Source organism: Krasilnikovia sp. MM14-A1259, assembly GCF_047159535.1.
Taxonomy (GTDB): Bacteria; Actinomycetota; Actinomycetes; order Mycobacteriales; family Micromonosporaceae; genus Actinoplanes.
In genome coordinates, this window is sequence record NZ_BAAGAJ010000002.1 from 6,337,637 (window position 1) to 6,355,366 (window position 17,730).

At 73.2% G+C, this 17,730-nt stretch carries 11 protein-coding genes; 4 read left to right on the plus strand and 7 right to left on the minus strand.

From position 1 onward, the window contains the following. Positions 1 to 70: 70 nt before the first annotated feature. The 3 genes from ACMCNK_RS28875 to ACMCNK_RS28885 are packed head-to-tail and all read right to left on the minus strand — an operon-like array spanning position 71 to position 7,091. A complete protein-coding gene (locus tag ACMCNK_RS28875) occupies positions 71 to 4,369 on the minus strand; it encodes an SbcC/MukB-like Walker B domain-containing protein (protein WP_412739485.1) in 4,299 nt (1,432 codons plus the stop codon). After that, positions 4,366 to 5,526, minus strand: coding sequence for a TIGR02678 family protein (locus ACMCNK_RS28880; protein WP_412739486.1), 1,161 nt, complete (start codon positions 5,524 to 5,526; stop codon positions 4,366 to 4,368). Before ACMCNK_RS28880 ends, ACMCNK_RS28875 begins: the two co-directional genes overlap by 4 nt. Continuing rightward, positions 5,523 to 7,091 (minus strand): DUF2397 domain-containing protein, encoded by a 1,569-nt coding sequence (locus ACMCNK_RS28885; RefSeq protein ID WP_412739487.1) that lies wholly within the window; start codon positions 7,089 to 7,091, stop codon positions 5,523 to 5,525. Before ACMCNK_RS28885 ends, ACMCNK_RS28880 begins: the two co-directional genes overlap by 4 nt. A gap of 276 nt (positions 7,092 to 7,367) precedes the next feature. Between ACMCNK_RS28885 and ACMCNK_RS28890 the strand changes: the two genes are divergently transcribed. The 3 genes from ACMCNK_RS28890 (at position 7,368) to ACMCNK_RS28900 (ending at position 11,303) form a co-directional block, all read left to right on the plus strand. Next, on the plus strand, positions 7,368 to 7,829 hold the full coding sequence (locus ACMCNK_RS28890) for a nitroreductase/quinone reductase family protein (RefSeq protein ID WP_412739488.1): 462 nt from the start codon (positions 7,368 to 7,370) through the stop codon (positions 7,827 to 7,829). A gap of 45 nt (positions 7,830 to 7,874) precedes the next feature. Next, positions 7,875 to 9,476 carry a diguanylate cyclase domain-containing protein gene (locus ACMCNK_RS28895; protein ID WP_412739489.1) on the plus strand — a complete coding sequence of 534 codons (1,602 nt, stop codon included), beginning with the start codon at positions 7,875 to 7,877 and terminating at the stop codon, positions 9,474 to 9,476. Positions 9,477 to 9,728: 252 nt separating this feature from the next. After that, the gene (locus ACMCNK_RS28900) at positions 9,729 to 11,303 is read left to right on the plus strand and encodes a cellulase family glycosylhydrolase (protein ID WP_412739490.1); all 1,575 of its coding nucleotides are present in this window, start codon (positions 9,729 to 9,731) and stop codon (positions 11,301 to 11,303) included. Here the strand turns inward: ACMCNK_RS28900 and ACMCNK_RS28905 are convergent. Further along, positions 11,293 to 12,684, minus strand: coding sequence for an MFS transporter (locus ACMCNK_RS28905; protein ID WP_412739491.1), 1,392 nt, complete (start codon positions 12,682 to 12,684; stop codon positions 11,293 to 11,295). The genes ACMCNK_RS28900 and ACMCNK_RS28905 overlap by 11 nt on opposite strands. A 92-nt stretch (positions 12,685 to 12,776) precedes the next feature. Between ACMCNK_RS28905 and ACMCNK_RS28910 the strand changes: the two genes are divergently transcribed. Next, on the plus strand, positions 12,777 to 13,253 hold the full coding sequence (locus ACMCNK_RS28910; RefSeq protein ID WP_412739492.1) for a winged helix-turn-helix transcriptional regulator: 477 nt from the start codon (positions 12,777 to 12,779) through the stop codon (positions 13,251 to 13,253). A 172-nt stretch (positions 13,254 to 13,425) separates the two neighbouring features. On the opposite strand, the gene ACMCNK_RS28915 is transcribed toward ACMCNK_RS28910, so the two are convergent. The 3 genes from ACMCNK_RS28915 to ACMCNK_RS28925 all read right to left on the minus strand — a co-directional run bounded on the left by ACMCNK_RS28915 (position 13,426) and on the right by ACMCNK_RS28925 (position 17,599). Further along, on the minus strand, positions 13,426 to 13,638 hold the full coding sequence (locus ACMCNK_RS28915; RefSeq protein WP_412739493.1) for a hypothetical protein: 213 nt from the start codon (positions 13,636 to 13,638) through the stop codon (positions 13,426 to 13,428). Positions 13,639 to 13,910: 272 nt separating this feature from the next. Next, positions 13,911 to 15,560, minus strand: coding sequence for a hypothetical protein (locus ACMCNK_RS28920; RefSeq protein WP_412739494.1), 1,650 nt, complete (start codon positions 15,558 to 15,560; stop codon positions 13,911 to 13,913). Between the two features lie 41 nt (positions 15,561 to 15,601). Next, positions 15,602 to 17,599, minus strand: coding sequence for a hypothetical protein (locus ACMCNK_RS28925; protein ID WP_412739495.1), 1,998 nt, complete (start codon positions 17,597 to 17,599; stop codon positions 15,602 to 15,604). Positions 17,600 to 17,730 lie beyond the last annotated feature (131 nt).

Genomic DNA, 17,730 nt, shown 5'->3' on the forward strand with positions numbered 1-17,730 from the left:
ATCACGGAATGCGCTGGCCGCGGTGGATCGGACGGCTCCGGGTCCCGGATGAGCGATCGTCGGGAGGCCGTCACCGGCCGTCGCCTGCCGCGAGACCCGCGCTGAACAGGTCCGGGCCCGCATCGTCGTCGGCGGGCCGGCGTGGTGTCAGGACGCGGGTCGCGTAGTCACCGACCGGGATCTGCGCCAAGTCCTTGCCGGCCCACAGCATCAGGGACAGATCCACGCCGGCGACGGGTGCCGGGGCCCGGGTGACGACCCACACCGCGGCCGCGGGCACCTGAGCCACCGCGACCAGCGGCGCCGGCCCGGCGAGCAGGAAGTCCAGGTCGAAATCGGTGAGCATCCGCATCATCGTGGCCCGGTTGCCCGGGTCGACACCTTCGAACGCCTCGTCAAGCCACAACGGCCGTGGCGCGTTCGGCGACTCGGAGTACAGCGCGACCAGCGTCGCCAGCAACGGCTGCAGGAGGGTGACGACCTTCCCGCCGCCGGAGTCGACGCCGTGGACCTTCTTCGTCAGGTCCTTCCACCGGGTTTCCTCGTCACCGTCACCGACCTTGTACTGGGCGACGACGTCGAACCAGGCCCGGTAGTCGAGCAGGTCGGCGAGGCGGTCGGTCCAGTCCTCGGTGCCGACCAGGCCGGCGTCCTGCGCCTCGCGCAGCCGCGCGCCGAGGAACAACTGGATCTGCTGCTGCGCGCTGTCGGACTCGATCGATCCTTCCTGCAACGCCTTCAGAATGGCGAATCCGGCCCCCTGCCCTTCGGCCGGAACCCGCCGCAGCCGCAAGGTGGTCCTGTTCGCCCCGGTCGGATGCTTGCGGAGTACGTCGTTGACGACGTCGAGCAGCCGGATGACCTTCTTCATCCGATCCGCGAGATGGTCGATGAACGTCGATGACAGCAGCTCCGTGTACATCCGGTGCAGCTTCTCGTCATGCGTACGCGACAGCTCCTCGACCAGCGTCTGCAGATGCCGGACCGCGTCGGCCGGGTCGAGCTGGGCGCCGGATGCGTCCACGATCAGGGTGACCGACGGCAACGGATGCTGCTCGTCGGCCTCCGTCGTGACCACCGACCGTCCGCCGGAGGTTTCCAGAACGGCACGCAGCTCCACCAGGGCGCCGCCGAGCAGCCGCGACACGGCCACCTCCGCCCGCCGCGCCTTCTCGTCGAGCCGGTCGGGCCACATCGGCGGCCGCAGCTGATCCGCGGCGGTGCCCGCGTGCGCGAGTGCCGCGTCCAGGTCCCGGCCGTCCGGGGCGGGCAGGTTGCGAGCGTCGGCCAGGCCGGCGTCGACCGGCACCCACCACGCGGTGGCGGCGCCGTCGCGGCGTTCGACGGCGGCGGCCAGGTCGTCGCAGCGCTGCTGCCAGACCGAGCCGGCTTCGCCGGCCGCTTCCGACCGTACGAGACCTTCCCGTTTGCTTGCCGAGATCGACGGCCCGAACTCCTCGACCCGGCGTTCCAGGCGCTCCGCCCGGCTGAACAGTTCCTGCGTGTCGGCGTCCACGGACTGCTCGGCCAGCGTCGCGTTCTCATCCTCGGTACGCGCCGCTCGCGCCTCGTCCTCGGCGGCGCAGGAGGCGTCGCGTACCCGGATCTGTTCGGCTGCCGCCCGGCCGGCGGCGGCGGTGACGGCCGCGGCGGCGGCCTGCTGCCCGCGCAGTGCGAGACGGAGACCGCCGGCGGCGGCCGCGGCGTCGTCGAGCGCCCCGGCGACCGTGTCGAGGTGTTCCTCGCCGGCCGGAAGGACGCTGTCGGCGGCATGCCGGGTGACGTCCCCGGCCGCCGAGTCCGACAGGCGGCACGCGTCCCGTTCGCGGTCGCGCGCGTCCCGGCACGCGCTCGCGGCCCTGTCGGCCTCGGCGGCAGCCGTCGTGTGGGCGAGCCCGGCCGCGACCACGTCGGCGTCCGTGGGAGCCCGGCCGGCCGCGGCGCGCAGACCCACCGCCTGGGCGGTGGCCTGCTCCGCGGCACCGGTCAGCCGGTCACGTTCGGCGCGCAACTCCGCCGCCTGCGCACGAAGGCGGGCGATCCGGCGGCGGCGGGCCGCGGTGCGGGCGGCCGTACCGATCAGCTCTGCGCCGTGCGCGGCGGCCCCGGCCCGGCCGGCCGCCGTCGGGGTCTGCCAGCGTCCGTCGGCGGCCAGGCAGGTCGGCGAGGTCAGCGCGCCGTCGGCGGTCCAGCCGATCCCGGCGAGCATGCGGACCACCGCGCCGGCCAGACCGCCCGCGTCCTCGGCCGGTTGCAGCACCTGCGCGAGCGTGCCCGCGGCGGCCGGGCCGGTGCCTGCGACGACGACCAGGTCGTCGCCGTCGCGATCCGGTGCCCAGCCGCCGTCGGGGGTGACCCATGCGTCCAGCAGGCCCGCGGCTGCCAGGGCCGCCTCCACGCGGTCGAGGATCGTCGGATCGAGGCCGTCGACCGGATCGACCAGCCGCCACAACGGGGCGCCGTCACCGGACGGGGCCGACGGCCGGTCCCGGCGCGTCCACCGCACCGGCGGCTCGGGCTTCGGGTCGCCGGCGTGTTCGAGCAGGTCGGCGTCGCGGTCGGCGGCGTCGGCCCGGTCGGCGGTGGTCTTGGCGTCCGCGCGCAGTTCGGCCGCGCGGGTGGTGAGCGGTTCCCTTGTGGGGTCGAGCCATTCCCGGGTCAGCAGTCCGGTCAGGATCTCCCGCGGCCGGGGCGCCGCTGCCTGGGCGGCGACGGCCGCGATCCACGCGTCCCGGGTCTCGACCGGCGGGCACGTGTCGCCGAGCGTGACCGCCCAGCGTTCCAGGTCGTCGGACAGGACCTGCTGTGCGTGGGCGAGCGTCTGCTCGGTGGCGGTCGCCGCCCCGGCCCGTTCGTCGAACTGCTGCTGCGCGCGGTGTGCCAGGTCGTCGGACGTGTGCCAGGCCGCTGCCGCCTTCGCGGCCGTACGGATCAGTTTCCGCAGCGTGGCCAGCTGCGCGCGGCGCGCGGCGATCGCGGCGTCGAACCGGTCGACGTCACCGGACTCCGCCCACCGCGGCACCTGGTCGCCGAGCCCGGCCGCCATCGCCGTCTCGACCGCGCGGCGGGCGGCGTCGCCGCGTTCCCGCTCGGCGCTGTCCAGGTCGCCCTCGGCCAGCTCGCATTCGGACACGGCCGTGTCGAGCCCGGCCCGGGCCTGGGCCAGACGCTCGGCGTTCTTCTCCGCGCGGGCCTGCGCGGCGTTCGCGGCGGCGCGCAGCCGCCGTGCGTCGTCGGCCCGCCCCAACGCATTCGTGTACGCCGACGACCGCAGCAACTGCATTAGCTCGTTGCGGGTCCGGTCGAGCGCCTCCTCCAGATCGCGGGTGTTGCGCGCCTCCCGGTCGAGGCGTTCCCGAGCGCCGTCGAGTGTCCGCTTCGCGGTGCCGACGTCGGCGCGGGCCCGGTCGACGGCGGCGTCCGCGGCGATCAGCGTGTCGGCGTGCAGGCGCAGCACCGCGTCCGCCCACGGCCGCCACGCCCGGCTCAGGTACGCGGTGATCGCCTTGCGGGCCTCGTCCGCCGAATCCCGGTCCCGGGCGAGCTGTTCCAGCTGCTGCCAGCCCTCGGCCAGCTCGGCCACCTCGTTCTTCGCGACCGGCGGCAGCGCCGAGCGGATCTGGGACGTGAACCAGTCCGGGTCCAGCTTCTGACCGAGATGCGGCGTACGCAGCACCTTCAGCATCTCGATCACGGTCGCGAACCGTTCGGTGTCGTCGAAGCCGAACAGGTCGGTGGCGAGCCGGTCCGCGTACGGGCGCCCCTTCGCGTACACGGTCACCCCGTCGACCGCCTCGACGTCCTTCGGCTCGGTGACGGCCTGACCGGCGGCCAGTTCGAGGCCGGCGCGGACCCGGGCGGTGCCGTGGCAGACCACCCACGCCCGGGTCATCTGCGGTACCCCGCGTTTCGCCTGCGTGTACAGCAGCGTGGTGAAGAATTCCGGCGTGCCGAGCGGGCTGATCCGGCCGTACTCGACCCACGCCCAGCCGCGGTTCGTCGACGCGGACGCGTCGCGCCGGTCCCGGTCGTCGGCGACCGGCTCGACGTAGTAGCGGTACTCCTTGTCGGACTGGCCGAACGTGTCGACGTACTTGCGGTCGAGGCTGCCCGACAGCATGATCAGCGTCGTCAGCGCCATCAGCGTCGACTTGCCGGACTGGTTCTGCCCCACGAACTGCGCGCGGCCGTCCGCGAACCAGTACTCGGCCACATCGAACTCCCACAGGCCGACCGCCCCGGCGCGCAGCACCTGCCAGCGGGTGCGGGTCGGGTCCGGCAGCCCGGCCGTGGTCACCGCGTCCCGCCACGTCGCGAGCTGCGCGTCGGTGGCGGCCGGGCTCGGGGCGGCCAGATCGGTGCGGGTCATCGGGTCGGCTCCGTCGGGTCGATGAGGGTGACATCGGGGTCGCGGTAGCGGCCGGCGACCGGGGACAACGTCCAGGACCGGTCCGCGCCGACGCGCAGCAGGCCGAGCTCGGTGAGGATCGATTCCGCGTCCGCGCGGACCGTGCCGGGCACGGTCTTCTGATCCTTGGACATGTACTCGCCGCGCCAGCCGACGAGATCCTCGACGACCTCGTTGACCTGGTCGTCGGTGAGCAGCACCGGGCCGGCCGGGGTACGGGTGCCGTGCCGCCCGGCGAGGTCGGCCATCAGCAGCGCCACCCAGTCGGCGGCCCGGGCGCGCGGCCAGTCGGCCACGGTCGGCGGGCGGTCCGGGTCGTCCGGCAGCACCAGCACGAGCCCCTCGGCCCGGGCCTCGACCGTGCCGCCGGTCATCTGCGCCAGGTCGGCGGTACGCAGCCCACGGGCCTTGCGCAGCGCGTCCGCGTCCGGTTCGGCCAGGTCGGTGTAGACGACCGCGGGAGTCTCCAGCAGGGCACGCACCTGGCGGACCGTACGGGTGGCGTCGAGGTGCTCGGCGTCGGTGTCCGCCGTGTGCAGGGCAGCGGCCAGCACGTCGGGACTGGTCATCAGCAGCAGGGCGTCCCGGTCGACCTCGTAGCCGGCGCCCGGCCCGGCGCCGTCCTCGGTCCAGTCGGAGAGCATCTTGTCGTCGTCGGTACGCCGGCGCAGCACCCCCCACCCGGCGAGCAGGGCAGCCGCGTCGCGCAGCAGCCTGCGCTGCGGTTTCTGCTCCGGGTCGTAACCGGCGACAGTGACGCCGGGCGCGCAGGTCAGGTCCCGCACCATGTCGGACAACCGTTGCAACGTCACGGTCCCGGCGACGTCCTCGCAGCAGGCGGCGAGGCAGCAGACCAGCGAGAGCAGACGCCGGCCGGGTGCGTCCGCGGGGCGGGACGGGGCGGTGACCGTACCGGCGACCGGCACCCGGATCAGGCGTACGGCCCGGCCGATCCGCTGGATCCGGTACCCGGCCCGGCGGGCGTGGTCCGTGATCTGTCGCTGATGGCGCAGGACGTGCCGGTGCAGGACCCGGTTCGTGGCCGGGGTGAGCAGGGGTTGGGCGAGCAGTCCGAGGAACGCCTGCTGTGCCTCACGGGCGGACGCGGACGTGTTCACGGGCGGCTCGCCGCAGGAGAGATGTGCAGGACGATGTCGGGGTGCACGAGACGGCCGTCCGGGGTGTGCACGACCGCGGCCGGTGCCCCGCGCTCCGGTGGTTCGGTCCGCAGGCGCCAGCGGGCGTCACCGGTGGTCGCCGAACGCCGGCCGTCGCGGTCGGGATGCGCGGCGGCCACCGCGCCGAGCAGGACGAGCAGCATCTGCAGCTCGGCGGCGTTCAGGTCGTGCCACTGCGACAGCCGCTGCCCGGAGCGGGCGAGGATCGCCGCCTCGGTGATCGCGGCCTGCGCGGCGGCCTGCGCGGCCCGGTCCCGGGCGGCGCGTTTCGCGCCGGTCCGGTCGGAGATCCGGGCGGCCGTCCCGGTCGTTGCTTTCGGACCCTGCTTACGCAGGCGGGCTTCCACCGGTACGGGCTCGGCGTCCCAGAACGACACCGCGCCGGGGTTCCCGGCCGGCGGGTTTCCGGCGCCGGGCAGGTGCCGCGCGGAGAACAGGCCGGTCGCGGCGCACCACAGATGCCACGCGGTGTCGTCGTCCGGGGCGGAAGCCAGGCGAGTGGCCAGGTCGACAAGGTCGGCGCGCCGGGACACGTGCCCGCCGACCGCAGCGAGGGTCCGCTGCCCGCGCAGCAACGGCCCGATGGTGTCGCGCATCTGCCGGCGCAGTTTGCGGGCCTGGCAGTGGGGCCCGTCGAACCAGCGGCGCAACGTATGCAGCGTACGCAGGTGAGTGTCGACGAGCGTGTCGATGGCCGGCTCGTCCGCGTTGGCCCCGAGCGTGTGTACCGCGATGCGCCGCCACACCGGCGCCGGCAGTGTCGTGAGTCCCGCGGCGAGGGTGGTGATCGCCTCCGACTGCGTATCGATGCCGGCGCCCCACATGTCGACGTACCGGCGCAGCGTCTCCTGCACGGTGGTGATCTTTTCCTGCGTCGGTGCGCCGGCGAGCGCACCCGCGAGCCGGGCCTGCCAGCCCGCGGCGGCCCGCACCATCGCCTGGTGGGTCGTCGCAATCACCGACCAGGCGGCTGCCGCCGCGGCCGGGTCCGCCCCAGCGGTGTCGCGAAGCAGTGCCAGGTTGGCCGTCAGGATGCCGGGGGCCAGGGTGGCGGCGGCCGCGGCCGCGGTGTCGTCACCGAGAGAGGTGATCGCCCGGTGCAGCTCGGCGACAGTCTCCGTCAGCTGGTACCGGTCCCGGTCCAGAACGAACTCCGCGTCGCGGACCGCTTTGTCCTGGAACCGGTAGACCACACCCCACCGTTCGAGGCGGCTCATCCGATCCTTCAGCTTGAACGCCGGATCGTCGAGCAGCCCGGGATCGGCACCCCACGCGCGCAGGCGGCGATGTAGCAGGTCGGGCAGGTCGGCGGCCGCGACTCCGGTGAGGGTGTGCTCCTGCTCGGCGAGCAGCACGTCCACGATCAGGCGGTACTGCGTCGCGAACCTGCTGGTCAGGTAGCTGGCCTGGAGAAGCCCGCCCGGCAGGCCGGCCAGGTGCCACAGATCCGGACCGTCCGCGGGCCGTTCCTCGTCATCGTCCGGTTCCGCGCCGTCCGGCTGCACCGCCGTCCCCTTTCGTGCCGCGTCTCGGGGCTCGCACCCCGTACCGGCGGCGGACGTGCTCGTCGCACCGACCGGAACTGCTCCGCGAGCATAGGAGCGACCGGCCACCGTTCCGAGTCGGCGTGCGCATCCGGGTGGGCGAACTCACCGTGATCAACGATCGGGCCCACGTCGCTGACCGCTTCTCGGTACGCAGGCTGACATTCCCCTGTCGGGCGGCCCGCATACCGCGAGACGAGGGTCGCCGTGGCCGGTGCTGACGGGCAGACTGTGGCGATGATCCGTACGCTCACCCGCCGGCTCGGCCGTCGACGGTGGTTCGCCGCGGTCTTCCGTCTGCTGGTGCCCGCGGACCGCCTGGTCAGCCGGCTCACCTCCGGCCGCGTGGTGGCGCTCGGGCTGGTCCCTTCGCTGCTGCTCACCACGACCGGCCGCCGTTCGGGCCAGCCGCGCAGCAACCCCCTGCTGTACGTCCGTGACGGCGACTCCTGGGTGGTGGTCGGTTCGAACTGGGGCCAGACGCACCAGCCCGCCTGGGTGCACAACCTGACCGCCGACCCGTCCGCCACGGTCACGGTCGGCGGTGCGGTGCACCCGGTGCGGGCGTGCCGCGCCGACGGCACCGAACGTGACCGGCTGTGGGCGTTGCTGGTCGCGGTGTGGCCCGCCTACCCGGTGTACGCCGAGCGCGCGGGCGGCCGCCCGATCGAGGTGTTCCGCCTCGAACCGACTTCCTGACCTCGAACCCCTCAACTCGGGGCCGTGCCCGCCGACGGTACGGCCATGTGTCGGCGCGACGTACGGCTCTTCCTGCTGGCGACGGCGGTCGCGGTGGCCCTGCTGTTCGCCGGGTACGGCACTGCGGCCGGCGACGTCGCGTACACGGTCGTGTATCTGGCCCTGTGCGGCCTGGCCTGGTGGGCGGCGCTGCGGCTGGCCGATGACCGCCGCCCCTGGCTCCTGATCGCCCTGGCGCAGACGCTGTGGTTCCTGGGCGACGCGACCGAGATGCTCTACAACTACCTCGCCGGTGAGGTGCCCTCGGTGGGGGTGGCCGACGCGTGCTGGCTCGCCGGGTACCCGCTGGTGGCCGCCGCGCTCGTTCGAATGGCCCGCCGCCGAGCCCCCGGCCGGCTGCGCGGGGCGGTGCTGGACGCGGGCACGCTGACCATCGCCGCCGCGCTGCTGGCCTGGGAGTTCCTGATCGGCCCATACCTGGGCAAGGGCTATTCACTGGCCGACACGGTCGTGCCCGCGTTGTATCCGGTCGCGGACGTGGTGTTGCTGGCCGGTGTGCTGGTCGTCGTGCTGTCCCCGGGCACCCGCGGTGTTCCGACCCGGCTGCTGTTCGGTGCGGCCGCGGTGCTGCTGGGCAACGATGTGGCCATCAACGTGCTGCCGCAGCTCGCCGACCGCGGCCTGGTGTCGGAGTGGCTGGGCTACGACGTGTCGTCGCGGCTCGGCACGGTGGTCATGTTCGGCGGTGCGCTGATGACGGCGGCGCTGCTGCACCCGGGTCGTGCCGAGCTGGCCCGCAGCGGTCGGCGGGTGCCGACGCTGCATCCGGCGCGGGTGCTGTTCCTCGGTCTGGCGCTGATGACCACGCCGACGCTCACGATGCTGCATGCCGGCTTCGACACCCAGACGCTGGTCGCGCTGGGCGCCGCGGCCATGTGCACGGTGTTCGTGCTGAGCCGTTTCACGATCGCGGTGCGCGAGCAGGACCGTACGCAGGCACAGCTCGCGTTCCAGGCGCAGCACGACTCGTTGACCGGGCTGGCGAACCGGGCGGCGCTGCGCGAACACCTGGCGCTGGTACGGCCGGACGCCGACCACCCGGTCGGCGTGCTGTATCTCGACCTCGACGGCTTCAAGGAGGTCAACGACGGGCACGGCCACGACGCGGGTGACGCGGTGCTGGTGGCGGTCGCCGAGCGGCTGACCGCGGTGGCCCGTACCGGGGATCTGGTGGCGCGGCTCGGCGGTGACGAGTTCGTCCTGCTGTGCCCGGGGGCGGGTGCGCCGGACGCGGTCCGGCTGGCCGAGCGGATCCTCGTGGCGGTGGCGCAGCCGGTGCCGTTCCGCGGCCATCTGCTGTGTGTCGGCGCGAGCATCGGCATCGGCGGGGATCCGGGTTCGGACTGCCCGGATGCGATCCTGCGCTCCGCGGACGCGGCGATGTACCAGGCCAAGCGGCTGGGCCGCGGCCGCTGGGTGCTGGCCGGCGCGGAGCCCGCGGCGCCCGCGCCGTCCGCGCCGTCCGCGGCGCCCGCGCCGTCCGCGGCGCCCGTGCCGTCCGCGCCGTCCGCGCCGTCCGCGGCGCCCGCGGCGGTGGTCCAACCCGTCCCCGTGCCCGGCGCGGGGCGCCACCGCAGCGCGGTCTGACCGCAGGGGCGCGCGACCCCCGCAGCGGCGGCAACCCGGGGGCGCCGGTGTGAGTCACGCCACATTCCCTCCCGAGGGCAGGCGGTAGCGCGCCGTGGTGAGTCGAATGCGAGCGGTGTTCGTCTCAGCAGGGCGCAAGGGGCGCCGATGGGAGCGGCAACACCGGGCACGGACGATCCCGTCCACGACCGCGACATCACACCGCGGTGCGGTGATGGCATCCCGGTGGCCGTCGCTTCGCCAGGCGAGGACATGGATCAGACGCGTCGCAGTGCCACCGGAACCCCGCACCACCGCGATTCCCGCGCGGGGTCGCGCCGGGTCCGGCTGATTCTCGCCACGACCGCCGCCTCCACTGTGACCGCAGTCACATTCACCGCGCTGCCTGCTGCCGCCTCGACGTCCGCGGTGTCGGTGCAGGCCGAGGGCTTGGCGATCTCGTCCGCGCACGGCGGCACCTACCGCGACAACCGGGCCTCCGGCGGTGCCGCGCTGGCGATCTGGCACAACGCGACCGCTGCCGGCTCGATCACCACCCCGATGCGGGCCAACCGCCTGCAGGTCACCGCGATGGGCGGCCGGTGCGGCACGAAGGACGCCACCCCTCGGGTACGGGTGACCGTCGACGGCCGGCAGGCCGGTCTGGCCACCGTGTCGGCGACCCGCTGGAGCACCTACACGTTCACCGGTTCCTGGGCGCCCGGCCGGCACCGGATCGGGGTCACGTTCCTCAACCAGTACGGCACCCGCACGTGCAACCGCTTCGTCGACCTCGACCGGGTGGTCGCCTCGGGCCCCGCTGCGGCCGCGCCGGCACCCGTCACCCCGCCCGCATCGGCCGCGCCGCCGGTCGCCGAGGGCAAGGCACCGGCCGGGTTCGTCTCCCGCCAGGGGACCGCGCTCATGCTCGACGGCAAGCCGTTCAAGTACGTCGGCCTCAACGCGTACGGCATGTCCGGCTGTGACGGCCCGGCCTGGAGTGACGCCCAGCTGGCCGACTACTTCGCCCGGCTGGCTCCGAACACGGTGACCCGCACGTGGGCGTTCCAGCCGTTCGGCACCGCGCCGCTGGACCGGATCGTGGCGACCGCCGCGAAGTACCGGCAGAAGGTCATCTTCACGCTCGCGGACGGCCGCAACTACTGCGGTGAGCACGACGGTGCGGTCACGCCCGAGGGCGGCGACAAGTCGACCGCCTGGTACACCTCCGGCTACCGGACCAACTACCTGCCGTGGGTCACGACCGTCGTCTCCCGGTACAAGGACAACCCCACGGTCGCGATGTGGGAGATGATCAACGAGCCGGGGTCGTTCTCGTCGTCGGCGTACACCGACGCGATGGTCAAGGGCTTCTTCGACGCGACCGCCGCGAAGATCAAGTCGATCGACCCGAACCACCTGGTCGGCACCGGCGCGCTGTCCGAGGACATGAAGGGCACCGGCAACTACGCCACCGTTCACGCCTCGCCGAACATCGACGTCGCCTCGCTGCACGAGTACGAGTACGACTGGAACAACAGCAACGCGATCGTCACCGGTCACCTCGCGACGGTGCTCGCCCAGATGGCCCCGCTCGGCAAGCCGGTGATCATCGGTGAGACCGGGATCCAGGCCGGGGCGGGCTGCCGGACCAGCGTCACCGCCCGCGACGCCGCGATCCGCCAGAAGCTGACCAGGTACACCGCCTACCCGGCGGTCGCGGGCGTCAACGTGTGGAGCGTCGTGCAGTACAACCCGTACGGCCAGGAGAAGTGCCCGCTGGAGATGCCCGCGAACGACCCGGTGCTCGCCACGGTCAAGAGCGTGCAGTCCACGCTCAATCTCTGAGCGGCGCCGCCGGGGCGAATCGGGTGCCGAGCATCAGCAGGCCACCGGTCAGCGCGGCGAGCACCATGAACGCCCACCCGTCCCGGAACGCGTCCAGCGCGTCGCCCGGCGCGGGCGTACCCAGGATCGCGACGAACGCGGCCACCCCGAGCGCGCCGCCGACCTGCCGGAACATCGACGAGATGCCGATCGCGGTGGAGAACCGGGCGGTGCCGACCGCGGTCACCGCCACGGCCGTGAACGACGGCATGGCCAACCCCACGCCGAGCCCGCCGATGACCTGACCGGGCAGGTACGTGCCGAGGTAGTCCGGGGTCAGGCCGAGCCGGACGGCGTTCAGCCCGATGCCGGCGGCCACCAGTGCGCCGCCGAGCGCGCCGACCGTGCCCAAGCCGATGCGTGGCCCGAGCCGGCTCGCCACGGCCGCGGCCACCAGTGCGGCGAGCGGTCCCGGGGTCAGTTCCAGCCCGGCCCGCAGGACCGAGTGCCCCCACACCTGGGTCAGAAACAGCACCCCGGACAGGATGAGCGCCGAGAACGCCGCGAAGAACGCCATCGCCGAGGCGACCGCGAGCGCGAACGACGGCACCCGCAGGATCGGCAGTTCGAGCACGGGCACGGGGTGGCGCGCGGATCGCCACACGGCGACGGCGGTCGCCGCGGCGGCGAGCGCGAACACGACGCCGGTGCGGGTGTCCGTCCAGCCCCACGCGCGTCCCTTGACCAGGGCCAGGGTGAGCGCGCCGATCCCGGCCATGAGCGCGAGCGTGCCGACGAGGTCGGGCAGGCGCCCGCCCCGCGGGTCGCGGCTTTCCGGCAGGTGGCGGGCCGCGTACCAGATCGAGATCAGGCCGAGCGGCACGTTGACCAGGAAGACCCACCGCCAGTCCGCCTGCACCAGCAGGCCGCCGAGCGGCGGGCCGGCCGCCGCGCCCACCGCGCCGACCGCGGCCCAGGCCGCGATCACGGCCGGTCGGGACCGCGGCGCGAACGCGGGCAGCACCACGCCGAGCGAGGCGGGCCCGAGGATGGCCGCGCCGGCGCCCTGCAGCAGCCGGGCCGCGGTGAGCGTTTCCACGGAACCGGCCGCAGCGCAGGCCAGCGACGCGCCGGTGAAGATCGTGAGGCCGAGGACGAAGCCGCGTTTGCGGCCGTACAGGTCGACCATGCGGCCGGCGGGCACGAGCAGGGCGGCGAAGACGATCGCGTACCCGTTGAGCACCCAGGACAGCTCGGACAGCCCGGCACCGGCGAATTCGCGCTGCAGGTCGGGAAAGGCGATGTTGACGATGAACAGGTCGAGCAGGGAGGCGAAGACACCGATCGAGACGAACAGGAACGTACGCCAGGGATGCGTCGCCGTAAGGGTTTGCGTGGTCATGACCCGCTCCCGGAGGTGGTTAGTTGTTTGATGAAACGGACCATAGATCAGGCAGGTTTCATCACGCAACCCGGAGGGGTAGAGTGGCGGGCATGCTCGGCAGGACGTACGAGGACCAGGTCTGCTCGGTGGCCCGCACGCTGGAGGTGCTCGGCGAGCGGTGGACGCTGCTCGTGGTGCGCGACGCACTGAACGGGCTGAGCCGCTTCGAGGAGTTCCAGCACAGCCTCGGCGTGGCGCGCAACGTGCTGGCCGACCGGCTCAAACGGCTGGTCGAGGCGGGCGTGCTGGAGCGGGTCCGCTACTGCGAGCGCCCCGAGCGTTTCCGGTACGAGCTGACCCCCAAAGGCCGCGAGCTTGGCGTACCGATCCTGAGCCTGATGCACTGGGGTGACCGGCACCTCGCCGGTCCCGCCGGTCCGCCGCGGTTGACCCGGCACCGCGACTGCGGCGGTGACCTGCACGCCCGGCTCGTGTGCGAGCGCTGCGGGCAGCCGGTGTCATCGTCAGGCTTGGACCTGTCGTACGCCGACTGGGTGCCCGCCGACGCTCGCGGCGTCGTCCGCTGACGCGCCAGCCTGGTTTCGACCCGCTCACGAAGGCGCAGCAGCGGCACCTCAGGGCGATCAGCCGGGGCGCATCATGCGCACCATCGACCCCGACGACCGCTGTCTCGATACCACCGGATGATGATCCGCCCGGCGCGCCGTTGCGTCGGGCCTGGCCGCCGCCCGGCCGGGCTTACCGCGCCGGGCGACGCGGGAGGTCGTCGCCGTCGTCGCGGCCCAGCACCTGGATCAACGCCTGGGCGTACCGGCGGGCGGACCCGGCGGTGGCCGCCGCGACACGCCGCCGCTCGCCGGGCACAACGGTGCGCTGACGGGCGAGCTCGCCCCGGAGGGCGTGGAGTTCGGCCAAGTGCTTGTCCAGCAGGCCGAGGACCTCGTCATGCATTCGGGATGCCACCTCCACCACGGGTAGCGCCGTCGCCGGTCCGCACGCATACCGAGCCCGCGCAACCGGCTCCGGCCCCTGCGGTCCATTGAAGGTCAACACCGATGTTCAGCACTAGGTAACCGAGCGTCCGACGGTCCGTAGTGCCGTGGTAAGCCTACCGACGGGATGCGCCGACGTGGATGTCCCATTGCAAAATCTTTGTTTACTTTCACGACGATTCGGTCAACTGCGCGCACCCCCACCGCCCGTGACGCTCGACAGTGGACGACCTACCGGCGATCACCCGGGCACGGCGTCGGCAACCCGGCAATCGCCGGCTGGGTCGACGGCGCGACCCCGTCCGAGCACAGCCGCAGCACGACGGGAGTGCCCACCCGCGTGCCGTTGCGGTCGAAACGCAACGTCCCCTGCGCCGCGTCGCGGATCTCGAAACTGCTGAGGTTGCTGGCGACATGCCCCGGCTCGTACGCCTGCTTGTTGGTGTCCAGCGCGTGCACGGCGCCCGCCGTCATGAACATCGCGTCGTGCGCGTTGACCGCCCACGTGTCCGCGAGCTCCGCGTCGGAGAACGGGAACAGATCCGCATGCGGTGTACCCGCGAACGCCCCGGTGAACGCGGATTTGAAGTTGTCGAACCCCGGCGTACCCGCGAGCTGTGCGGCGCTGGTGGTGGCCGGGAAGAAGACCTTGACGTTGCCGGTGCGCAACACCTGCAGGGCGGCCCGCCGCTGCATCTCCAGCGCATGCGACACCTCCGGCGTGAGCAGCCGGGTCGTGTCCGTGCCCGCGGCGATCGTGATGCCCCGCGGGCACGCCCGGTCCAGCGCCAGGATGAAGTTGGCCAGGTCGACCGCCCGGGCGGTGTAGAACGCCGTCCGCACCGCGGGGTCGGTGCAGATCGGCGCCACCTTGGTGAGGATCTGGCCGGTCGGATCGTTGCCGTCGCTGCTCAACTCGAACGTGATCGGGTCCGGCGCCGGGTCGAGCAGACCGTTGACGTGCTCCACATTGGTGCAGGCGAACTGGTCCTGGGCGTACCCGTCCTGGGTGACCTGCACCGCCCGGCCCCGCCCGAGCAGGCCCACACTGCGCAGGTAGCCGCCGAGCTGGTCGAAGTACCGCTGGTTGGGGTAGGCGATCCGGTAGAACATGCTCAGGCTGCCGGTCGTGCTCTGCGGCGGGTGACAGACCGCGGGGACACCCGCGAAGTTGCTGCGGTCGAACCCGTCCGCGGTCACCAGGTCCGCCACCACCGGGATGCCGCGCCCGTTCAACGTCCGCGCGGCCTCGATCATCTGGGTACGGCTGAGCGCCAGCCCCACCACCGCCACCAGCCGGTCGTACGTGGACAGTTCGTCGACGACCTCCGACCATCCGTTCATGTCCTCGCCCGGGTCGGCGACCAGGAGCCGGATGAACGGCACACACCCGCCCGGCTGGCGCAGGTGGTTCGCCTGCCACTGTGCGACGTACATGCCCGCCAGCTGGTGGAACGCCCGGCCACCCGCCAGCCCGGAACGCCACGGCGCGAGCGAGGCCACGTCGACGAAGCTGCCCGCGGTGCTGGTGCAGTCGGTGGCGCTGCCCGGCGTGTCGACGCGACCCGCCTCGACCCGCTCGTTCTCGGCGTGGATCGCCTCGAGCAGGGCACCGAAGCGACCGCCCAGCTCGGCACCGAACGCCGCGTCGATCGGGGTTCCGCCGTCGGTCACCCCGACGCAGTCACCGCCGCGGGGCCACACGTGCAGGTATGCGCGGGAGAAGGCGTGACAGGAGTTCCAGTGCCGTGGCTGCAGCCGTACCCCGGCGACGGTCAACGCCGCCACCGCGACGACCACGACCGTGATCCAGGTGGCGGGCCGCTTCCACAACGGCCGGGACGGGGCCAGGCCGGGACGTGCGATGGTGGTGACGGGCATGGCGTCCACCCTTTCGAGCCTTCAGGGAGCCGGTGCGGGTCTTACTCCGCGATGAGGGGCTGCTCGTACCGGGTGGCGCGGATGCGGTACTCCCGCGACTGGTGGGTTGCGGCCCGGGCCACGTCCCGGTACTGGTCGGCGACGAGCAGCCGCAGGTCCGCCACGACGTCCGGGTCGGTCAGCCGCGGGTCGTCGAGCCGCCGCAGCGCCACGACCAGGCGTCCGATGGCCTGCTGGAGCGGATCGAAGAAGTCGGCGAGATCGTCGGCACCACCGGACAGCGTGTCGGCCGGATCCGGGGTGGCCACGATCTCGTCGAGCACACCCAGCCACGCGGACGCCGGCATGCCGGGCAGCAGATGCGCCAGCGTGGCCGCCACGGAACGGACCTCGCCCAACGCCAGCTGGTGGTGCAGCAACGCGGTGCGCAAGCGCGGCTCCGCCTCCGGCGCCGCGGTCGTCAGGTCCTTCACGGCCAGCTCCAGCAGCGTACGGAAAACCTTGGTCCAGGAATGCGGATGGCCCGGCGGCCGGGCGGCCAGCTCGCGCAGCGCGAGGAAGCGGGCCGGCGCCGCCATGCGGCGCGCACCGCCCGCACCCACCGGCCACCACGTGTCGCTCAGCGCCACGAGCAGGTCGTGCGCCCGGGCCGTCCGCAGATGATCGGTACGGGTCATCCGGTCGGCCTCGTCCAGGTCCCGGGCCGCCGCCAGCGTCACGAACGTGTCCCGGAACGCGCCGCTGGGCCGGATCGCCGCGTGGGTCCGTTCCGTCATCTCCCGCAGGATCTCGTCCGCGAGCGAACGGGCCCGGTGCGCGTCCGGGTCGGCCGGCTCGCCGTCCAGCAGCTTGTCGACGTCGTGGAACAGATCCGTCTGGCGGGCCAGCGCGTCCAGCAGCAGCTTGGTGGCCAGCGGGTGCCCTTCGGCGAGCCGGTGCACGACCCGGGCGACCCGGTGAACCCCGACCTCGTCGAAGATGTCCTTGTCCCGCACCGCGGCGGCGGTCTCGTTGCCGGACAGCGGCGGCAGGGTGATCCGCAGCCACTTCACCGCATACAGGTCCTCGTCGGACAGTGCCGCCGCCTCCGCCTCGCCCAGCGAACGGCTGTCCGCGGCGCAGGCCACCGGAGCGAGCAGCGGGTCACCCCCGCTGGCGGCGACGACCGCGAGCGGGGCGGGCGGGACCGCCTGGTCGTTGCGAGCATCGCCGAGCAGCGTCAGAAGCCGCTGGCCCGCCGGGCAGTCCGCGTTGTCGAGCAGCAGCTCGGCGCGCCAATGCCGCCAGCCGGAACGCCGGAAACGCCCGGTGGCCGCCGCGTGCAGATCCGCCAGGAACGCCCGGACGAGCATCTCCTCCACCTCGCCGCGGGCCGCCTCGGACTGCCACCAGCGGTGCAGCCGGGCGAGCGCGGCCGCCGGGGTGGTCCGGCCGTCGGTCAGCCGGTCCACGTACCACTGCTCCGCGCGCTTGAGGGCGGATCCGCGGGTCAGCCTGGTCCGGGTCAAAGAGGTGGCCAGGGGCCGCAACGCGGTGCCCAGACCCGGCACGGTCGTCCCGGCGGCCTGGTTCACCGTCTCCACCGCCACCTCGGACAGCACCTGGCCGATCAGCTCGGCGCTCGCCCGACGCTTGCGGTAGCTCTTGAGCGCGCCCGCCATGACGGCGCGCCGCTCCTCGGGGGTAGCGTTCGGATCGATCTGCTGGGCCAGCGCCAGGTGCCCCAGGAACAACCGGTGGAACGGGATGCGGCCGAAACCGGACGGTGGCTTCGCGAGATCCGCCGCGGCCGACAGCAGCAGGATCGACACCTCGTCGAACGTGCTGGTCTTCGTCGCGTCGGCCACCGCGTCGAGGATCGCCACCGGCAGGGCGGCGGCGTGCTGATCGGCCAGCAGGCGCAGCGCGGCACTGCGGCCCGAGCCGCCGGAGCCCTCCAGCGCGACCACCGGACCCGCCGCCATGGGTACGGCCTGGCGCGGATCGACCCGGATCAGGCGGGTGACCAGCGCTTCCAGCTTCTCCCGGCCGTAGAACACGATTCACTCCTCAGCCGCGGGCAGAAGGCGGCCATGCATACCTACTCGCGGGCGGCGCGGCGAAGCAAACCGCGAAGCCCATGTTCACTCGGAAGCAGTGCAGCGGTGCACTCGGGAGTGGACGGCTCTGC

Excerpts from the sequence above, each read along its gene's own strand:
- ACMCNK_RS28920 (WP_412739494.1), bottom strand. The coding sequence starts at position 15,560 with ATGCCCGTCACCACCATCGCACGTCCCGGCCTGGCCCCGTCCCGGCCG.
- ACMCNK_RS28890 (WP_412739488.1), top strand. The coding sequence starts at position 7,368 with ATGATCCGTACGCTCACCCGCCGGCTCGGCCGTCGACGGTGGTTCGCC.
- ACMCNK_RS28875 (WP_412739485.1), bottom strand. The coding sequence starts at position 4,369 with ATGACCCGCACCGATCTGGCCGCCCCGAGCCCGGCCGCCACCGACGCG.
- ACMCNK_RS28915 (WP_412739493.1), bottom strand. The coding sequence starts at position 13,638 with ATGCATGACGAGGTCCTCGGCCTGCTGGACAAGCACTTGGCCGAACTC.
- ACMCNK_RS28900 (WP_412739490.1), top strand. The coding sequence starts at position 9,729 with ATGGATCAGACGCGTCGCAGTGCCACCGGAACCCCGCACCACCGCGAT.
- ACMCNK_RS28895 (WP_412739489.1), top strand. The coding sequence starts at position 7,875 with ATGTGTCGGCGCGACGTACGGCTCTTCCTGCTGGCGACGGCGGTCGCG.
- ACMCNK_RS28910 (WP_412739492.1), top strand. The coding sequence starts at position 12,777 with ATGCTCGGCAGGACGTACGAGGACCAGGTCTGCTCGGTGGCCCGCACG.
- ACMCNK_RS28905 (WP_412739491.1), bottom strand. The coding sequence starts at position 12,684 with ATGACCACGCAAACCCTTACGGCGACGCATCCCTGGCGTACGTTCCTG.